This window comes from Paraburkholderia sp. Ac-20340 (assembly GCF_017104965.1).
In the GTDB taxonomy this organism is placed as follows: domain Bacteria; phylum Pseudomonadota; class Gammaproteobacteria; order Burkholderiales; family Burkholderiaceae; genus Paraburkholderia.
In genome coordinates this window covers 90497-109812 of record NZ_JAAGPR010000014.1, presented here as the reverse complement: position 1 = coordinate 109812, position 19316 = coordinate 90497, and the positions used below count along the sequence as shown (strand labels likewise).

The following is a 19316-nucleotide window of genomic DNA, read 5'->3' as shown; positions in this document are numbered from 1 at the left end:
CGCACACTGTTCGAGGAAGTCCGATGTCCACGCAGCACGCAGGTAGCGACCGCGCATTCAACCGCTCGATGCTGATCAAGCTCGTGGTGGTGGCGTTGCTGATGTTCGGCTTTGGCTGGGCGCTGGTGCCGATGTATCGCGCGATCTGCGAGGTCACGGGCGTCAACAATCTGGTGCAGCGCGATGTAAGCGCACGCGAGGCGCGCAACACGCAGGTCGATATGACGCGCACGGTGTCGGTGGAACTCGACGCCAATGCGCGCGGGCTGCTCGGTTTCAAGCCGGAACAGAACAGCATCGACGTGCATCCCGGCGAAGTGATGACGGTGATGTACGACATTTCGAACAACGAAGGACGCACGATCGACGCGCAGGCGATTCCGAGCTACGCGCCGAAACAGGCAACCGAATACTTCCGCAAGATCGAGTGCTTCTGCTTCACGCAGCAGACCTTGAAGGCGAACGAAACGAAGCGCATGCCGGTGGTGTTCGTGATCGATCCGAAACTGCCGAAAGACGTGAAGACGATCACGCTGTCGTACACCTTCTTCGAGCTGAACAAGCCGGCGGTGCCGCAGGCGCCGAAGCAGGCGGCCGGAGCGTGAGTCAGGATGAGGCGGCGATGAACGACGACAGCGGCGCAGGCGCGGCAAAAGCGAAGAAGGGCAGCGTGCTGCAACTGGTGAAGGCGGTGGCGTGGTCGTTTCTCGGCGTGCGCAAGCGTGCCGATCTGGAATCCGACGCCGCGCAACTGCATCCGGCGGCGCTGATCGGCGCGGGCATTCTCGGCGCGATCCTGTTCATCGTCGTGCTGCTGCTGATCGTGCATGCAGTCGTCGGTAAGTAGAACGGTCGCAACGCAATCGCCGTGCGCCAAGCGCGACGAACAATGAATAACGCAGAGACACCGGCAGCGTCCGGGAGCAACTGGAAACTGGAGAAACAGGCATGAGCGGTCAAAACGATAGCCCGTACTACTTCGTACCGCACCCGTCGCGGCATCCGATCAGCGCGGCCATTGGCCTGCTGGTCATGCTGTCGTCGCTCGCGTCGTGGATCAACGGCGACTCGTGGGCGCCGATCGGCGTGGTGATCGGCCTCCTGTGGTTGCTCTTCACGCTCTGGCACTGGTTCGGCGACGCGATCGCCGAATCCGAGGGCGGCATGTACGGCAAACGCGTCGACGTGTCGTATCGCTGGAGCATGAGCTGGTTCATCTTCTCCGAAGTGATGTTCTTCGGCGCGTTCTTCGGTGCGCTGTTCTACGCCCGCCAGATCGCGCTGCATCAGCTCGGCAGCCTCGATTTCAAGCTGATCTGGCCGGATTTCGCGGCGGTGTGGCCCAACAACGGCCCGGCGGCGCTGGTCTCGCACTTCCGCTCGATGACGCCGTGGCCGGTGCCGACCATCAACACCGCGCTGCTGCTTTCGTCGGGCGCGACGCTGACGGTCTCGCACCACGCGCTGCGCGACAACCATCGCAGGAAGGCCATCGCGTGGCTCGCGGGCACGCTGGTGCTGGGCTTCTGCTTTCTCTGCCTGCAGGCCTTCGAATACATTCACGCGTACAACGAACTGAATCTGACGCTCGCTTCGGGCATCTACGGTTCGACCTTCTTCCTGCTGACGGGCTTCCACGGTTTCCACGTGTTCCTCGGCGGCACGATGCTCGCGGTGGTGATGTTCCGCATGATTCGCGGACACTTCACGCCCGAACATCACTTCGCGTTCGAAGGCGCGGCCTGGTACTGGCACTTCGTGGACGTGGTGTGGCTCGGCCTCTACGTGGTGGTCTACTGGCTCTGATGCCGATGGCGCGCGCGGCGGCTCACGCGGCGCGCCTGAAAACACGAAGGCGCCGCTCCGACATGGTCGGCGCGGCGCTTTGGTTTTTGCAGTCGCGCAGAATGCGCGGCAGTGCTGAAGAAGTCGAGCGCCTAGCGCCCGAGCGGAATGCCGGTCGGCTGAATCCAGCCCATCCAGTGCGCGAACAGAATGAACAGGAACAGCGAGATGGAAAAGCCCACGCGCGTGGCGAGGGACCAGACCATCCGCTTGGTGCGGCCCCGGTCGTGCATCATGAAATAGAGCGCGGAGATCATGCTCGCGATGATCAGCGCGAAGGCAATGGGGACGAGTATGTGCATGAAGTTCACGGCGGGATGTGCGGCGAAGTTTGCGGAGTCTCGTATGTCTGAAAACGCCTGTCTTATTATCGCACCGCGCCTGGGCGCGCGGGGTTCGATCAGCCGTATGTGCCGCATCGGTCGTGCCCGATGAAGATCCGGCTCGTCCCCGCCTTGCTGATCCTGATCGTGATGGCCGTGACGATCCGGCTCGGTTTCTGGCAGCGCGATCGCGCGCATCAGAAGGAAGCCTTGCAGGCGCAGATCACGCAGTATGAAAACGCCAGCGCGCAGACGGTGAGCGCCGTGCCGCTCGCGCTCAAGGACATCGAGTTTCATCGCGTGCGTGCGAAGGGCACGTTCCTGCCCGCGCAGGTGGTGTATCTCGACAATCGTCCCTATAACGACCAGCCAGGCTTTTACGTGGTGATGCCGCTTAAACTGGACGACGGCGGCTACGTGCTGGTCAACCGGGGCTGGCTGCCGCGCAGCATCGACGATCGCACGCGGATCGCGCCCTATCTGACGCCGACAGGGCCGGTGGAAGTGGAGGGCATCGCGCGCGCGGATGCCACGCGCGCGTTCGAGCTGGGTGCCGGCGGCTCTGCAGCGCATCAGAAGATCCGGCAGAATCTGGCCGTCGCTTCCTTCGCGACGGAAGCCGGGCTGCCGTTGCAGCCGTTCGTGATCCAGCAGACGGGCTTCGTATCGTCCACGGCGACGGCCCTCAAGGACGGTCTCGTGCGCGACTGGCCCGCACCGGCCACGGACGTCGAGCGTAATTACGGCTACATGTTCCAGTGGTGGGGCATGGCGGTCGCGGCGCTCGGATTCGGTCTTTACGCGGCCCGCCGGGCTGCGACAAAAGAGCGCACGCAAGCCGCGCAAAGCACGCCAGGTTCACAAGGGCCGGTACACGGCGCGAAGGACGCCTGACGATTTCGTCGTAACGCAATCGTCAGGCATCGCTGGCAATCCGGCGCTGCAATCCGGCAGCGCACGGTCAACAGGAAGCGACAGAAACGAGGTTCATGCAGTGTCGACGCATTCTCCCGATACCACGCAGGTTTCCCGCAACGCGGCCGGCTCGAACGGCGCGCCGCAACAAGGTTCCTGGCGGCGCGGCCGCTGGATGCTGCTGCTGATCGCGCTGATCTGCGGCGCGCCCATCGTCATTTCGTACTTCACGTATTACGTGATCAAGCCGAAGGGCGGCAGCACGAGCTACGGCACGCTGATCGAGCCGCAGCGCCCGATTCCGTCCGCGCTGAAAGTGACCGGCGACGACGGCCATGAAGTGCCGCTCGATTCGTTGCGCGGCCGCTGGCTGATGATTTCCGTCGATGGCAGCGCCTGCAACGAAGCCTGCGTGCAGAAGCTCTACTTCATGCGCCAGGTGCGCGCGACGCAAGGCGCCGAACGCGAGCGCGTGCTCATGGTCTGGCTGCGCACCGACGACGCCAGCGTGCCCGCCGTGCTGCGCAGCGCCTACCCGGACACGCGCGTGCTGCGCGCGGATTCCGCCGCTCTGGCCGCGTGGCTGCCCGCCACCGACAGCACCAAAGACACCGATCACATCTACCTGGTCGATCCCAACGGCAACCTGATGGAGCGTTTCCCCGCGCATGCCGATCCGTCAAAGATCAAACAAGACGTGACTAAGCTCCTCAAGTGGTCCCGCATCGGTTAAGGTGCGCAGCGCGAGTTCTGACAGAGAAGAGTAAGAGAGATGTTTATCCTGGAGCTGGGCCTGATCGGCCTGTGCATCGCGTTGCTGCCGCTTTCGTGGGTGTGGGTCAAAGCCGACGACAACAAATTCCGCAAACTCGTGTGGCTCACGACGTTCATGACGCTGGACCTCGTGATGTTCGGCGGCTTCACGCGCCTGACCGATTCGGGTCTCGGCTGCCCGGACTGGCCGGGTTGTTACGGCACGTCCTCGCCGTTCATCGCGCATGTGCAGATCGCCGCCGCGCATCTGGCCATGCCGAGCGGCCCCGTGAGTATGTCGAAGGCGTGGATCGAGATGATTCACCGCTACTTCGCGATGGCCATCGGTGTCCTGATCATTGCGCAGATGGCGATCGCCTGGCGCGCGCGCATCAAGCGTCTGCCGCTGCATGTGTCGCCGTGGTGGCCCACCGCGCTGCTCGGCCTGATTCTCGTGCAGGGCATCTTCGGCGCGTGGACCGTGACGATGAAGCTGCAACCGGTGATCGTCACGACGCATCTGTTGCTGGGCCTCACGCTGCTCGGCACGCTCGCCTGGCTGGGTGCGCGCATGACGCCGCTGCCGGCGTTCGAACCCGACGCCGCACGCTGGCGCGTGGCCGCGCTCGCAGCGCTCGTGCTGCTGATCGTGCAGATCGCGTTGGGCGGCTGGGTCAGCACGAACTACGCCGTGCTCGCCTGCACCGACTTCCCCACCTGCAACGGCGCCTGGATTCCGCCGATGGATTTCCATCACGGTTTTCATCTCTGGCGCGCGCTCGGCATGGATGGAAACGGCGATGTGATCACCCAGAACGCGCTCGTCGCGATTCACTGGACGCACCGCACGTTTGCCTTCGCGGTCATCGCATATCTGGTATGGTTCGCCCTCAAAATGCGGCGCTATGCCTCGTTGCGCCGCCCCGCGAACTGGGTTCTGATCGTGATCGCAATCCAGTTTCTGACAGGACTTTCTAACATCGTCCTGCAATGGCCGCTGCCCATCGCGGTGGCCCATAACGGTGGCGCGGCGATCCTGCTGCTTTTGCTCGTCGTGCTAAACTTTCGAATTGCTTGTAGCCGCCCCGGCCGCGCCGTTCTCCCTGCGCGCGACACCGCTGCGGTGTGATCCCGCCCTATGGAAAGTACAACCCTCCCCCAGTCGCCCGGCAGCCGGATTTCGCAGTATCTGGCCCTCACCAAGCCTCGCGTGACTCAGCTGGCCGTGTTCTGCGCGGTCATCGGCATGTTCCTCGCAGTGCCGGGCATGGTGCCCTGGCAGCAACTGATCGGCGGCACCGTCGGCATCTGGCTGACGGCCGGCGCGGCCTTCGCGATCAACTGTCTGGTCGAACAAAAAGTCGATGCGCGTATGCGCCGCACTTCGTGGCGTCCCTCCGCGCGCGGTGAGATCACGAGCCGGCAGATCCTGCTGTTTTCGATGGTGATCGGCGGCATCGGCATGTGGGTGCTGTACACGTTCTGCAACCCGCTGACCATGTGGCTGACCGTGGCGACCTTCATCGGTTACGCGATCATCTACACGCTGCTGCTCAAGCCGGCCACGCCGCAGAACATCGTGATCGGCGGTGCGTCGGGCGCGATGCCGCCTGCGCTCGGCTGGGCTGCCGTCACCGGCCACGTGCCCGGCGACGCCTGGATTCTCGTGCTGATCATCTTCGTGTGGACGCCGCCGCACTTCTGGGCGCTCGCGCTGTACCGCCGCAAGGACTACGAAGCAGCTGGCCTGCCGATGCTGCCCAACACGCACGGCGAAAAGTACACGCGTCTGCACATGCTGCTGTATTCGCTGATTCTCTTCGCGGTCGCGTTGATGCCCTACATTTCGGGCTTGAGCGGTCTGGTGTATCTGGTGTCGAGCGTGCTGCTCGGCGCGGTCTTCCTGGCGTACGCGTGGAAGATCTACCTCGAGTATTCGGATGCCCTCGCGCGTGCGATGTTCCGTTACTCGATCATCTATCTCTCGCTGCTGTTCGTCGCGCTGCTCGTCGATCATTACGTGCACGCACTGATCGGGGCATAAGACGATGACCCGACGCACACTTGCGCGCCTCGCGCGCGCCACGGTGGTTGCGCTTGCCGCAGCGGGCGCGCTGGGCGCGACGCTCGGCCTCGAAGGCTGCGGCCAGCAACCGCCGTCGTTCTCGAATCTCGACATCACCGGCAACACGCAGTTCGGCAACAACTTCTCGCTGCCGGATTCGAACGGCAAAACCCGCACGATGGCGGATTTCAAGGGCAAGGTGGTCGTGCTGTTCTTCGGCTACACGCATTGCCCGGACGTCTGCCCGACCACCATGGCCGAGCTGTCGCAAGCGCTTCAGCAACTGGGGCCCGATGCCGAAAAGCGCGTGCAGGTGATTTTCGTGAGCGTCGATCCGCAGCGCGATACGCCGCAGATCCTCGGCCAGTACGTGAGCGCCTTCAATCCCACCTTCATCGCCCTGCGCCCGGCCGACGACGCGCAGCTCAAGCAGGTGACCAAGGATTTCCGCGTCTACTACGCGAAGGTGCCGGGCCAGACCGCGGACGGTTACACGATGGATCACACCGCCGCGAGCTATGTGTTCGACACCACCGGCAAGCTGCGTCTGTTCGCGCGCGACGGTCAGGGCGTGACGCCCTGGGTGCACGATCTCAAGATCCTGCTCGGCTCGAACGACGGCAACTGATTTCAAGCGGGTATTTCAGGGGCTCGCAGGCTCCCTGAAAGCCCGATGCGCCACACTGGCGCGCGCCGGCCCAGCCCGCGGGCATACCAGTATGCGATTTCTATATTTCGCGGGGCCGGTGCCATATGAGAGCATTTATGTCTGCCGCGGGCGGCACACAATGCGGCCCAGCGGCTCGATAACGTAATAAACAAGCAACAAGCGGAACTACCATCTCCATGCAGCGCAGAAATCTGATCAAAGTACTCCTCGCCGGCGTCGCCGCCACCACGCTCGCAGCCAGCTTCGGCGCACGCGCAGACGACCAGGTCATCAAGGTCGGCACGGTGTCGGGCCCGGACGCCCAGGTGTGGGCCGTCGTCCAGAAGGTCGCGAAGCGCGAAGGCCTGAACGTCAAGGTCATCGAGTTCAACGATTACGTGCAGCCGAACGCGGCGCTCGATTCGGGCGACCTCGACGCGAACAGCTTCCAGACCGGCCCGTACCTCGACAGCCAGATCAAGCAGCGCGGCTACAAGATCGTCAACGCCGGCCTCACGTACATCTCGCCGATCGGCGTGTACTCGAAGAAGCTGAAGTCGCTCAACGACCTGGCGCAAGGCGCGAAGGTCGCCGTGCCGAACGATCCGTCGAACGAAAACCGCGCGCTGCTGCTGCTGCAAAGCAAGGGTCTGATCAAGCTGCGTGCTGGCGCGGGCGTGAACGGCAACAACGCTACGCCGCTGGATGTCGCGTCGAATCCGAAGAAGGTGAAGCTGGTCGAACTCGACGCCGCGCAACTGCCGCGCGCGCTGGGCGACGTGGACGCCGCCGTGATCAACACGAACTACGCGCTGGCAGCCGGCCTGCAGCCGACCAAGGATGCGATCGCGATCGAAGACATCCACAGCCCGTACGCCAACCTGATCGCCGTGCGCGCGCAGGACAAGGACAAGCCGTGGGTGAAGAAGCTGGTTGCTGCGTACCAGTCGGAAGACGTGCGCCAGTTCATCAAGAACGAATTCAAGGGCTCGATGGTCCCGTCGTTCTAAGCGTATGACTGTGCGCGGCCCGCGTGCCGCGCACAGTCAGTACCGCAAGCGAAGAAGCCGCTGCCATTTCGATGGCGCGGCTTTTTTGTTTTTTCAGCCGAGCAGTCGTTGCACGACCTGCATCGCGCCAATCAATTCTTCCTGTTCGGCCGCCGAGAGTTTGCCGAGCCGTTCCGCCAGACCGCCGATGGCTGCGTTCTTGAGCGACGCATAGGTTTCCCGGCCCGTTTCGGTCAGATAGATGAAGCTGCGGCGCGCATCGGCCTGCGAGGCGGCGCGCGCGATCAGATGGCGTCGCGCGAAGCTCGCGAGGATACGGCTCAGATAGCCGGAATCGAGCGAGAGCATACGCGCCAGCGTGGCGGAGGTCTGCGTGCCGCCGCTGTAGAGCTCGCGTAGCACGCGAATTTCGGTCAGCGAAAACGGCGAGGCAGGCTGGTCATCCTGCTGCGCACCTAAAAATGTGCGGTAAAAGCGGTTGAACTGCAGGACGGCTTCTGCACGCCGTCTCGTGTCGGAATCATTCGACAAACTGGGGCCCCGTGGTCAGTTCGTTGATGTAGGTCAGCTATCACTATATGGGATGTCAGAGGCGCGCGATATCGTTCTTTGTCTGAACCTACATATTGGATCCAACGCTGAATTCCGTCGGGCGATTGAAAGAGCCCAAATGGCCCTTTTATGGTCACCACAAAAGAGCCCACTGGACTCCAATCCAGGGAAAATCCCAATGTTCAAGCGGCACCTCCCGGCGCCTTATGGTTTCGTGCAAATTATTGATTTTAAATAAGTTTATCTCTGGTTGGCGATAAGTGTCGCGCAGGTTGACTGGTATTATTGTGGTTATATAATGGGCTCGCTTTTGAAGCAGGTTGCATCTGATCGAAGCCTTACCCCCACGATATTCGTCAAACCGCTGGCCGGAGTTCCATGGAAACCCGTTGGTCTGCCCTGATGCCCGATGCGCGCAATGTCACGCCGCTCTATCTGCAGCTGGCGCGCAACCTTGCCACGGCCATTCATTGCGGTGTCTGGTCGGCCGGGGAGGCGCTGCCTTCGGAGCGCACGCTGTCGGACGCCATCGGCGTATCGCGCATCACTGCGCGCAAGGCGATCGAGTTGCTGGTCGAACAGGGCCTGATCCGGCGCGCGCGCGGCGCGGGCAGCTTCATCACGCCGCGCGTGGAAGATCCGCTTTCGCGCCTGACCGGCTTCACGAAAAAGATGGAGCAGCGCGGTTTCACGGCGGATTCGGTGTGGCTCGAACGCGGCGTGCGGCCCGCGCATCGCGAGGAAATCGTGCAGCTTGGCTTGTCGCCGGGCGCGTCGGTGTCGAGTCTGCGGCGGCTGCGCCGCGCGGACGGCATCGTGATGGCGGTGGAGCACTCGGCGCTGCCGGTGTCGATCGTGCCGGACCCGCAGGGCTTCGACGGTTCGCTCTATGCGTATCTGGAGGCGCGCGAGATGCCGGTGGTGCGCGCGCTGCAGCACTTTCGCGCCGTCAACGCGACCGGCGAGATCGCCGAACTGATGGGCGTGGAACCGCGCGCGGCGCTGCTCGTGATTACGCGCGTGGGTTTCTCGCGCGACCAGCACGCCATCGAGCTGACCGACACCTACTGCCGCGACGGCTACTACGACTTCGTGGCGGAGCTGCGCCAATGACCGTACCGAATCTCGCAAAAAATACGGCGCGCGGGAACACCTGCGCGCGCCATGACTCTCTCATGCACGTCACCGTCAAGACTGACCGCGCGCAGGCCGTCGCCGCGTGCAATATCGGAAAAATCTCATGCTGAGCGGAAACATTCTCACCCCTGATGGCTGGATCAACGGCACGCTGACGTTCGAGAACGGACGCATCACGTCGATCGAGGGCGAGGCCGCCGATCCGGCGAAGAACGACGCGCCCTACATCCTGCCGGGCTTCATCGACCTGCACGTGCATGGCGGCGGTGGCGCCGACGTGATGGAAGCCGGCAACGCCATCGAAACCATCGCGCGCACGCATGCGCGCTTCGGCACCACGAGCCTGCTCGCCACCACCATGACCGCGCCGCGCGCGGAGCTGATGAACGTGGTCGCGGGTCTGGGCGATGTCGCCCGCACGCGCACGGCGGGCGGTGCGCGCGTGCTGGGCGTGCATCTGGAAGGGCCGTACATCAACCCGGGCAAGCTGGGCGCGCAGCCCGACGCGGCGGTCTCCGCCGTGCTCGACGAAGTGCTCAAGTACCTGTCGATCGCGCCGATCCGCGTGGTCACGGTGGCGCCGGAAATCGCCGGTCATATCGAGATCATCGGCGAGATGGCGGCGCGCGGCGTGCGCGTGCAGATCGGCCATACGCTGGCGACCTACGACGACGCCGTGAACGCGCTCAAGCACGGCGCCTGCGGTTTCACGCACCTGTTCAACGCGATGTCGCCGCTGCATCACCGCAATCCCGGCGTGGTCGGCGCGGCGCTCGCGCATGCCGAATACGCCGAAATCATTCCCGACTTGCTGCACGTGCATCCGGGCGCGATCCGCGCCGCGCTGCGCGCGATTCCGCGCCTCTACGTGGTGACGGACAGCACCTCGGCGACCGGCATGCCCGACGGCGAATACCGCCTCGGCAGCCAGCACGTCACCAAATGCCTCGGCGGCGTGCGTCTTGCGGACGGCACGCTGGCCGGCAGCACGCTCACCATGGACCAGGCGTTGCGCAATCTCGTCTCGCTCGGCTTGCCGATCGCGGACGTATCCGCACGCCTGTCGCGCTACGCGGCCGACTACCTCGGCATCGAAGATCGGGGCCGCCTCAAGCGCGGCGCCTGGGCCGATGTCAACGTGTTCGATCGCGACCTCGCGCTCACCGCGACCTATGTCGAAGGAGAATCGATTGTCGAATATGCTTAAAGAAGCGCTGGCCTCGGCCAGCGTCGTCGCCGCGCAGCTCGCGGACACCTCGCGCGTCGAGGCGCTCGCGGCTGCGCTCGACGCTGCGCCGCGCCACGTCGCACTCACCGTCGCGCGCGGCAGCTCCGACCACGCGGCGAGCTATTTCGCCGCGCTGACCATGAGCCGCCTCGGCGTGCCGGTGGCTTCGCTGCCGATGTCGATCGCCACGCTGCAACAGGCGCCCTTACGTGTAAGCGGCCAGTTTGCCCTTGCTTTCTCCCAATCAGGCAGGAGTCCTGATCTCGTCGCGACCATCAAGGCGCTGCGTGACGCAGGCGCGCTGACAGCGGCGATGGTCAATGTGGCCGATTCGCCGCTGGCCGAAGCCGCGGGCACCGAACTGCCGCTGCTGGCGGGGCCGGAACTGAGCGTGGCCGCCACCAAGAGCTATATCGCGATGCTCGCGATGTCCGCGCAACTCGTGGCCTTCTGGCAGCGCGACGCGGCGTTCCTCGACGCCGTGCGCGCACTGCCCGATGCACTTCACCGCGCGGGCTCGCTCGACTGGTCGAAGGCCGTCGACGAACTGCGCGACGTCAAACAAATGATCGTGATCGGCCGTGGCGCGGGTCTGGCCATCGCCCAGGAAGCGGCGCTCAAGCTCAAGGAAACCTCAGGCATCCAGGCCGAAGCGTTCTCCAGCGCCGAAGTGCGTCACGGCCCGATGGAACTGATCGGCCGCGACTATCCGCTGCTGGTGTTCGCGCCGCGCGGGCCGGAGCAGGCGGGTCTCGTCGATCTCGCGCACGACATGCAAAAGCGCGGCGCGCGCGTGCTGCTGGCTGCGCCCGAGGGCGTCGAAGGCGCCACGCTGCCGCTCGCGCAAAGCGCCGATGCGGCACTCGATCCGATCGCCGCGATTCTTTCGTTCTACGTGATGGCGGCGGGCCTCGCCGCCGCGCGCGGCCGCAACCCGGACGAGCCGCGTTACCTGAACAAAGTCACCGAAACCCACTAGATTGGAAAGCTGATGGAACGCATCCAGGAGTCTCGCCTGATGAACCCGGAAAATTCCGCCGATCAGAGCCAGCGCGAGGGCAGCATCGCGCTGGTCGCGCCGCTCACCGGCCCGGTCGTGCCGCTCGCAGCGGTGCCCGATCCGGTGTTCTCGGAAGGCCTGTTCGGCGACGGTATCGGCATCGATCCGCTCGCGGGCAAGCTGCTGTCGCCGTGCGACGGCACCGTCATGCATCTCGCGCGCACCGGCCATGCGGTCACGCTGGAGACCGCCGAAGGCGCGCAGGTGCTCGTGCATATCGGCATCGATACGGTCGAGCTGGGCGGCAAGGGTTTTGCGCCCAAGGTCGAGCAGGGCGCACAGGTGCGTCGCGGCGACCTGTTGATCGAATTCGATCTCGATGTCGTGGCGTGCGAGGCGCCGAGCCTCGTTTCGGTGATCGCCGTGGCGAACTCCGATGCGTTCGAAGTGATCCAGCGCGCGGGCGCGGGCCATGTGGAAGCGGGCAAGACGCCGCTGCTGGTGCTGCGCGCGCGTGACGGCGCGGCGCACACGGTGGGCGCGGCGGGCAGCGCGAATCTGGTGATGGACGAAGTGCGCCGCAACGTCACGCTCACGCATGCGGGCGGTCTGCATGCGCGTCCGGCGGCGCGGGCGCGCGAAGCGGTGCGCGGCATCGAGGCGCGCGTGGAAGTGCGCTTCGGCGAGCGCAAGGCGGCGATCGAAAGCGTGGTGGGCCTGCTGGGTCTGGGCGCGGGCGAAGGCGCGACGATCGAACTCGTCGGCATGGGCCGCGAGGCGCAGAAGGCCGTCGATGCGGTCGCCAACGAATTGCTGCGCGCAGCGCCGGGCGAGGGCGGTGAAGCGCCAGCGCGTGCGTTGTCGCCGGCGCCGGCTGCGGTCGTTGCGACTGCGCCTACGGCAACCAGCGCCGCGCCGGGCACGCTCTCGGGCGTGTGCGCGGCGCCGGGCGTGGCGGTCGGCAAGCTGGTGCGCTGGGACGATGCCGATATCGCGCCGGTGGAACTCGCGAGCGGGCCGTCAGCGGCAGAAAGCCGTCTGCTCGACAAAGCCGTTGCCGCCGTGGACGCGGAACTCGACACCTCCGTGCGCGCGGCGTCGCAGCGCGGGGCGATCGGCGAAGCGGGCATTTTCCAGATGCATCGCGTGTTGCTGGAAGACCCCACTTTGATCGACGCGGCGCGCGATCTCATCAGCCTCGGCAAGAGTGCGGGCTTTGCGTGGCGCGAGTCGATCCGCGCGCAGATCGCCGTGCTCGGCAAGGTGGACGATCCGCTGCTCGCGGAGCGTGCCGCCGATCTGCGCGATCTGGAAAAGCGCGTGCTGCGCGCGCTCGCGCTCACCAACGGCACAGCGAATGCAAACGTCGCGCGCGAGTTGCCCGACGAAGCCGTGCTGGCCGCCGATGAATTCACGCCTTCGGATCTCGCCACGCTCGATCGCAAGCGGGTGACCGCGCTCGTGATGGCGCGCGGCGGTGCGACCTCGCACGCGGCGATCATCGCGCGTCAGGCGGGCATTCCGGCCATCGTCGCGCTTGGCGATGCGCTGAACCGGATCGCCGAAGGCACGGAAGTGGTGGTGGATGCGGGCGCGGGCCGTCTGCTGTACGCACCCAGCGCGCAGGACATCGAACGTGCGCGCGCGGAGAAGCAACGCCTCGCCGGCGTGCGCGAAGCGAACCGTCTGACCTCGCAGCAGGCCGCTGCCACGCGTGACGGCCATGCCGTCGAAGTCGCGGCGAACATCGCCACGCTCGACGACGCACGCACCGCCGTGGAAAACGGCGCGGACGCCGTGGGCCTGCTGCGCACGGAGCTGATGTTCATCCATCGCCAGGCCGCGCCGAGCGTCGACGAGCATCGCGAAAGTTATCAGGCCATCGCGCAGGCGCTGAACGGTCGCACGGCCATCATCCGCACGCTCGACGTGGGCGCAGATAAGGAGGTCGATTACCTCACGCTGCCGCCCGAGCCGAACCCGGCGCTGGGCCTGCGCGGTATACGCCTCGCCCAGGTGCGCCCCGATCTGCTCGACGATCAGTTGCGCGGCCTGCTCGCGGTCGAGCCGCTCGGCGCGGTGCGCATCCTGCTGCCGATGGTCACCGATGTGGGCGAACTGATCCGCCTGCGCGAACGTATCGATACTTTCGCGAAGGAAGCGGGCCGCACCGGCCGCATCGAAGTGGGCGTGATGATCGAAGTGCCGTCCGCCGCGCTGCTGGCCGATCAACTGGCGCGCCATGCCGATTTCCTCTCGATCGGTACCAACGATCTGACGCAGTACACGCTGGCGATGGACCGTTGCCAGCCCGATCTCGCGGCGCAGGCCGACGGGCTGCATCCGGCCGTGCTGCGCCTGATTGCCGTAGCGGTGGAGGGCGCGCGCAAGCACGGCAAATGGGTGGGCGTGTGCGGCGCGCTGGCGGGCGATCCGCTGGCGGTGCCGCTGCTCGTTGGCCTTGGCATCACGGAGTTGTCGGTCGATCCGGTTTCCGTGCCGACGATCAAGGCGCGCGTGCGCAATCTCGACTTCAATCAATGTCGCGAACGCGTGTTCGACATCCTTGCGCTCGAATCGGCGCAAGCAGTGCGCGCTGCAAGCCGCGCGCACTGGCCGCTCGACTGATCCGCTCGACCGCGATTCACGCGGTCGGCAGATTCAATCGTTAAGTATCCTGATTAAGTGCACGAAGTCATCGCACTAAGTCATTGCATTAAGCGTCGTAAATCACACCGGCGCGCGCAGCGATCGCGCGCCGGTTTCTCTCACCTCAATACGTCACGCAAGAGACAGGGACTGGAGGCAGTTCGATGGATGGCAATCCGTTTCTCAAGATACAAAGCCTCGGCCGCGCGCTGATGCTGCCGATCGCAGTGCTGCCCGTTGCGGGCATTCTGCTGCGCTTCGGCCAGAGCGACATGCTCAATATCAAGATCATCGCCGATGCCGGTGGCGCGATCTTCGACAATCTTCCGCTGCTGTTCGCGATCGGCATTGCCGTGGGTTTCGCGAAGGATAACAACGGCGTGGCGGCGCTCGCGGGCGCGCTCGGCTATCTGGTCGAAACCGCCGTGATGAAGGACATCAACGACAAGCTGAACATGGGCGTGCTGTCGGGCGTTGTGGCCGGTGTCGTCGCGGGCATGTTGTACAACCGCTTCAAGGACATCAAGCTGCCCGAGTTCCTGGCGTTCTTCGGCGGCAAGCGCTTCGTGCCGATCATCACCGGGCTCGTGTGTCTGTTGCTCGGCGTGATATTCGGCTATGCGTGGGGACCGGTGCAGGCCGTGATCGATACGGCCGGCCACTGGCTCACCACGGCGGGCGCGATCGGCACCTTTGTCTATGGTCTGCTGAACCGTCTGCTGCTGGTGACGGGCCTGCATCACATTCTCAATTCGCTCGTGTGGTTCGTGTTCGGCACCTTCACGCCGGCGGGCGGCGCACCGGTCACGGGCGACCTGCATCGCTTCTTCGCAGGCGACCCCAGCGCGGGCGGCTTCATGGCCGGCTTCTTTCCGGTGATGATGTTCGGCCTGCCGGCCGCATGTCTGGCGATGCTGCACGAAGCGCCGAAGGACAAGCGCGCGATGGTCGGCGGCCTGCTGCTGTCGATGGCGCTCACGTCGTTCCTCACGGGCGTGACCGAGCCGATCGAGTTCACCTTCATGTTCCTCGCGCCGGTGCTGTACGGCATCCACGCGGTGCTCACGGGGCTGTCGCTGGCGATCTGCTCGCTGCTGAACATCAAGCTCGGTTTCACGTTCTCGGCGGGCGCGATCGACTACTTCCTGAACTACGGTCTGTCGACGCATGGCTGGGAAGCGATTCCGCTCGGCCTCGTCTACGCGGTCGTGTATTACGGGCTGTTCCGCTTCTTCATCCGCCGGTTCAATCTGCCGACGCCGGGCCGTGAAGCATCGGCGGGCGACACGGAAATCGCGGCGTCGATGTCGGGCGTGACGGCGGGCGGTGCCGCATCGGCTTCGCGGGCGGCGCGTTATATCGATGCGCTCGGCGGCGCGGCCAACCTCAAGGTGGTCGATGCGTGCACGACGCGTCTGCGTCTGAACGTGGTGGACCCGGCGCATGTTTCCGAACCGGCGCTCAAGGCGATTGGCGCACGTGGCGTGCTCAAGCGCGGCGGCGAAAGCGTGCAGGTCATCATCGGGCCGGAAGCGGACATCATCGCCGATGAGATTCGTCGTGAGATTGCGAGTGGGCGTCCTGCGGCTGCGGTCGCTGCGTCGGCCGCGCCTGTGGCCAGCGCCGTGAAGACAGCACCGGTTGCTGCGGCGGCCGATGCTGCGGCCGATGCCGGTCCGCTCGATCCCGATCCCTCGCGCTGGCTCGCGGTGCTGGGCGGCGCGGCGAACATCGTGTCGCTCGATGCCGTGGCGTCGACGCGTCTGCGCGTGATCGTGCGCGATCCTTCCGCGGTCGACCGTGCGCGGCTCGATGCGCTGGATGTGGTGTGGGTGTCGGCGGATACGCTGCACATCGTCGTGGGCAGCGCGGCGTCGCGCTACGCTCAGGCGCTCTCGCTGCAATCGGCGTAAAGATCGGCTTGACGTTCTGCAAGCTCATGAAAAAACCGGCGCCTGGCGCCGGTTTTTTTGTCTCCGCGATGGATTCGGAAATCAGTACAGCGAATTGCGTTTGTCCTCGATCGCCTCCACCGTCACCTTGCCGCGCATGATGCGATACGCCCAGGTCGTATAAGCGAGCACGATTGGCAGGAAGATGATCACGGCGACCAGCATGATTTCCAGCGTCGTCTTGCTCGACGTGGCATCCCACACCGTCAGGCTCGAACGCGGATCGAGCGACGACGGCATGATGAATGGAAACATCGAGAATCCCGCCGTCAAAATCACGCCGATGATCAGCAGCGAAGTGCCCATGAACGCGGTTTTCTCCAGCCGCGAACCGGCCACCGCGAAGGCGATCACGCCGCCCAGAATGCCGAGGATCGGCGCGATGGCCATCCACGGATACTGCACATAGTTGCTGATCCACAATCCCGTGCCGGGCTCCACGCTCTTCAACAGCGGATTGGCGACCGAATCGTAGGGCGCAGGATTGGTGATCACGAAGCCGCCGATCAGCGTCGCCACCAGCGCGCCCGCCACAATAAACAGCAGCACCGCGATGCCCGCCGTGATGCGCAGCGCCTTCGACGCGCGCACGGCCACGATGCCGTCGCTTTTCATCTTCACGAACGCCGCGCCGTGTGCGGTGAGCATGGTGAGACTCACGAGCCCGCAGATCAGCGCGAACGGATTGAGCAGCGCCCAGAAGCTGCCGTAGTAGGTCACGCGCAGGTCGCTGTCGTACTGGAACGGCACGCCTTGCAGCAGGTTGCCGAACGCCACGCCAAACACCAGCGCCGGCACGAAGCCGCCGATAAACAGCGCCCAGTCCCACGCGCCGCGCCACTTCGGGTTGTCGCGCTTGCCGCGATAGTCGAAGCCCACAGGCCGGAAAAACAGCGCGAACAACACGAGCAGCATCGCGAAGTAAAAGCCCGAAAACGACGCCGCATACACGAGCGGCCAGGCCGCGAACATCGCGCCGCCCGCGGTGATCAGCCAGACCTGATTGCCTTCCCAGGTCGCGCCCACCGTGTTGATGACGATGCGTCGCTCCGAATCCGTTTTGCCGATGAAGGGCAGCAGCACGGCCGCGCCCATGTCGAAGCCGTCGGTGAGCGAGAAGCCGATCAACAGCACGCCGATCAGCACCCACCAGATTACTTTGAGCGTTGCGTAGTCCATGGTGTGGTTCCTTAAAGGGCGATGGCGTGGGTCAGGCGACGCGGTTGTCGCTCGTCACCGTGGCGGTGCGCTCGTGGAAATAACGGCCCGTATGCAGCGCGGACGGCCCGAGGCGCGCGTACTTGAACATCAGCGTGATCTCGATGATGAAGAGCGCCGTGTAGAACACCACGAAGCCCGCGAGGCTCAGCCACACATCGCCGGGCGCGAGGCTCGAGGCGGAAAGATGCGTCGGCAGCACCTCGGCGATGGTCCACGGCTGGCGGCCCATTTCCGCGACCACCCAGCCGAATTCGGCGGCGAGCCACGGCAGCGGAATTGCCCAGACGACCCAGCGCAGGAACCAGCGCCGGTTGTCCTGCAGCAGCGAGCGCTGCGCGCAGAACCAGAACGCCAGCACGAAGGTCAGCAGGAGCAGCATGCCCAGACCGACCATCACGCGGAACGACCAGAACACCGGCGCGACCGGCGGAATCGAGTGATTCGCGGCCGTCTTGATCTGCTCGGGCGTGGCATCGACGACATTCGGCGCGAACTGCTTCACGAGCAGGCCGTAGCCGAGGTCGGCCTTGTGCGCTTCGAACACGGCGCGGGTGTCGTTATCGGCGCTGCCGTCTTTCATCTTTTGCAGCGCGGCGTAGGCAAGCATGCCGTTCTGGATACGCACTTCGGCGCGGCCCATCAGATCGCGCAAACCGATCACCGGTTCGTCGATCGAGCGCGTCGCAATGATGCCCATGAGATACGGAATGCGGATCGCGTAGTCGGTGCGCTGTTCCTTCTGGTTAGGGATGCCGAACAGCGTGAAGGGCGCGGGCGCAGGAGCGGTGTCCCATTCGGCCTCGATCGCGGCGAGCTTGATCTGCTGCACTTCGCCGGTGCGGTAGCCGGATTCGTCGCCGAGCACGATCACGCAGAGCGTCGATGCCAGTCCGAAACCCGCGGCGATGGCAAACGAGCGCAACGCGAATTCGGTATCGCGGCGGCGCAGCAGATACCACGAGGAAATGCCGAGCACGAACATCGACGCCGTCACATAACCGGCCGACACCGTATGCACGAACTTCACCTGCGCGACCGGATTGAAGATCACCTGGAACAGACTGGTGAGTTCCATGCGCATGGTTTCGTAGTTGAACGAAGCGCCCACCGGGTTCTGCATCCAGCCGTTGGCGATCAGAATCCACAGCGCGGAAAGATTCGAGCCCAGCGCGACAAAGAACGTGGTGATCAGATGGCCGCCCTTCGTCATGCGGTTCCAGCCAAAGAAGAACAGGCCGACGAACGTCGATTCGAGAAAGAACGCGGCCAGACCTTCCACTGCGAGCGGCACGCCGAAAATATCGCCGACGTAATGCGAGTAGTACGACCAGTTGGTGCCGAACTGGAACTCCATCGTCAGGCCGGTGGTGACGCCCATCACGAAGTTGATCGCGAAGAGCTTGCCCCAGAACTGCGTCATGTCCTTGTAGATCTGCTTGCCGGTCATCACGTAGACCGATTCCATGATCACGAGCAGCCACGAAAGACCCAGTGTGAGCGGCACGAACAGGAAGTGATAGAGCGCCGTGACGCCGAACTGCAGGCGCGAGAGATCTACAGTTTCGCTAATGGGCATGGTGGTCCCCCTGGTGCGCTTGCGGCGGAGTCGACTCGGGCGGCACGGGCACGGAAAGAATCGCCTGTGCGACTTCCGCGGGCCGCATCGACATGTTTTCGGCTTGCGGATGATTGAAGAATGCGTACTTCAGCGCCATCAGCAGCGCGAGCTTGAAGATCAGGACGAGCACGATGTCGCGCGCGAAGGTCGGACCGCGCGCCCAACGAAGCACGCGCGCGCCCAACTCCGTGGGCATACGGCGGGACTGGCCGGAAGTGGAAAGCATGGCGACGGATGGCTCCTTCCTGTGTCCTGTTTCCGGAGCGCCGGCGCTGGTCGTCAGCGTCGCGAACGCTCGCTTCTCCCTTTTTTATCGATGATTCGTTTGCTAACTACTACGGACTGCTAAGGCATTGCATGCAGATGTTATAGGTCAGATTGACAGGGTCGAATGCAAAA

18 protein-coding genes and 1 pseudogene are annotated in these 19316 nt (G+C 64.6%); 14 read left to right on the top strand and 5 right to left on the bottom strand.

Annotated elements, in window-relative coordinates; genetic code table 11:
* Positions 1–23 precede the first annotated feature (23 nt).
* From G3N59_RS18505 to G3N59_RS18495, 3 genes and pseudogenes are all read left to right on the top strand, one after another.
* Positions 24–575, top strand: a pseudogene (locus G3N59_RS18505) (cytochrome c oxidase assembly protein); the annotation flags it as partial.
* 47 nt (positions 576–622) lie between these two features.
* Entirely contained in the window at positions 623–847 is a 225-nt protein-coding gene (locus G3N59_RS18500; RefSeq protein ID WP_205984080.1) for a DUF2970 domain-containing protein, read from the top strand.
* Between the two features lie 101 nt (positions 848–948).
* Positions 949–1806: a cytochrome c oxidase subunit 3 gene (locus G3N59_RS18495; RefSeq protein WP_205984079.1), complete on the top strand. Its 858-nt coding sequence runs from the start codon at positions 949–951 to the stop codon at positions 1804–1806.
* 131 nt (positions 1807–1937) lie between these two features.
* Here the strand turns inward: G3N59_RS18495 and G3N59_RS18490 are convergent, their stop codons facing one another.
* Positions 1938–2147, bottom strand: a complete 210-nt coding sequence (locus tag G3N59_RS18490; protein WP_027815714.1) for a twin transmembrane helix small protein — start codon at positions 2145–2147, stop codon at positions 1938–1940.
* A gap of 129 nt (positions 2148–2276) precedes the next feature.
* On the opposite strand from G3N59_RS18490, the gene G3N59_RS18485 reads away from it, so the two are divergent.
* The 6 genes from G3N59_RS18485 (at position 2277) to G3N59_RS18460 (ending at position 7560) form a co-directional block, all read left to right on the top strand.
* A complete protein-coding gene (locus G3N59_RS18485; protein WP_205984078.1) occupies positions 2277–3062 on the top strand; it encodes an SURF1 family protein in 786 nt (261 codons plus the stop codon).
* A 100-nt stretch (positions 3063–3162) separates the two neighbouring features.
* Positions 3163–3816: a cytochrome C oxidase subunit I gene (locus G3N59_RS18480; RefSeq protein ID WP_205984077.1), complete on the top strand. Its 654-nt coding sequence runs from the start codon at positions 3163–3165 to the stop codon at positions 3814–3816.
* A gap of 39 nt (positions 3817–3855) precedes the next feature.
* Positions 3856–4965, top strand: coding sequence for a COX15/CtaA family protein (locus G3N59_RS18475; protein WP_205984076.1), 1110 nt, complete (start codon positions 3856–3858; stop codon positions 4963–4965).
* A 9-nt stretch (positions 4966–4974) separates the two neighbouring features.
* Positions 4975–5880: a heme o synthase gene (cyoE, locus tag G3N59_RS18470; protein WP_205984075.1), complete on the top strand. Its 906-nt coding sequence runs from the start codon at positions 4975–4977 to the stop codon at positions 5878–5880.
* Between the two features lie 4 nt (positions 5881–5884).
* Positions 5885–6529 (top strand): SCO family protein, encoded by a 645-nt coding sequence (locus tag G3N59_RS18465; RefSeq protein ID WP_205984074.1) that lies wholly within the window; start codon positions 5885–5887, stop codon positions 6527–6529.
* Between the two features lie 218 nt (positions 6530–6747).
* Positions 6748–7560: a MetQ/NlpA family ABC transporter substrate-binding protein gene (locus tag G3N59_RS18460; protein ID WP_205984073.1), complete on the top strand. Its 813-nt coding sequence runs from the start codon at positions 6748–6750 to the stop codon at positions 7558–7560.
* A gap of 93 nt (positions 7561–7653) precedes the next feature.
* Here G3N59_RS18460 and G3N59_RS18455 read toward each other — a convergent pair whose 3' ends face one another.
* Complete coding sequence (locus G3N59_RS18455; protein WP_205984072.1) at positions 7654–8091, bottom strand: MarR family winged helix-turn-helix transcriptional regulator; 438 nt, start codon at positions 8089–8091, stop codon at positions 7654–7656.
* Positions 8092–8490: 399 nt separating this feature from the next.
* Between G3N59_RS18455 and G3N59_RS18450 the strand changes: the two genes are divergently transcribed.
* The 5 genes from G3N59_RS18450 (at position 8491) to nagE (ending at position 16039) form a co-directional block, all read left to right on the top strand.
* Positions 8491–9225 (top strand): GntR family transcriptional regulator, encoded by a 735-nt coding sequence (locus G3N59_RS18450; RefSeq protein WP_205984071.1) that lies wholly within the window; start codon positions 8491–8493, stop codon positions 9223–9225.
* A 127-nt stretch (positions 9226–9352) separates the two neighbouring features.
* Entirely contained in the window at positions 9353–10456 is a 1104-nt protein-coding gene (nagA, locus tag G3N59_RS18445) for an N-acetylglucosamine-6-phosphate deacetylase (protein ID WP_205984070.1), read from the top strand.
* Positions 10449–11456 (top strand): SIS domain-containing protein, encoded by a 1008-nt coding sequence (locus G3N59_RS18440; RefSeq protein WP_205984153.1) that lies wholly within the window; start codon positions 10449–10451, stop codon positions 11454–11456. Before nagA ends, G3N59_RS18440 begins: the two co-directional genes overlap by 8 nt.
* A 39-nt stretch (positions 11457–11495) precedes the next feature.
* Entirely contained in the window at positions 11496–14105 is a 2610-nt protein-coding gene (gene ptsP / locus G3N59_RS18435; protein ID WP_241023574.1) for a phosphoenolpyruvate--protein phosphotransferase, read from the top strand.
* A gap of 185 nt (positions 14106–14290) precedes the next feature.
* Entirely contained in the window at positions 14291–16039 is a 1749-nt protein-coding gene (gene nagE, locus G3N59_RS18430) for an N-acetylglucosamine-specific PTS transporter subunit IIBC (protein ID WP_205984068.1), read from the top strand.
* A gap of 81 nt (positions 16040–16120) precedes the next feature.
* Here nagE and cydB read toward each other — a convergent pair whose 3' ends face one another.
* Genes cydB through cydP form a run of 3 tightly spaced genes read right to left on the bottom strand, consistent with a single transcriptional unit; the run spans position 16121 to position 19143 of the window.
* Positions 16121–17257, bottom strand: coding sequence for a cytochrome d ubiquinol oxidase subunit II (gene cydB, locus G3N59_RS18425; RefSeq protein ID WP_205984067.1), 1137 nt, complete (start codon positions 17255–17257; stop codon positions 16121–16123).
* Positions 17258–17288: 31 nt separating this feature from the next.
* Positions 17289–18875, bottom strand: a complete 1587-nt coding sequence (locus G3N59_RS18420) for a cytochrome ubiquinol oxidase subunit I (protein ID WP_205984066.1) — start codon at positions 18873–18875, stop codon at positions 17289–17291.
* The gene (gene cydP / locus G3N59_RS18415) at positions 18865–19143 is read right to left on the bottom strand and encodes a cytochrome oxidase putative small subunit CydP (RefSeq protein WP_205984065.1); all 279 of its coding nucleotides are present in this window, start codon (positions 19141–19143) and stop codon (positions 18865–18867) included. The genes G3N59_RS18420 and cydP overlap by 11 nt, the downstream gene beginning before the upstream one ends.
* Positions 19144–19316: the final 173 nt, after the last annotated feature.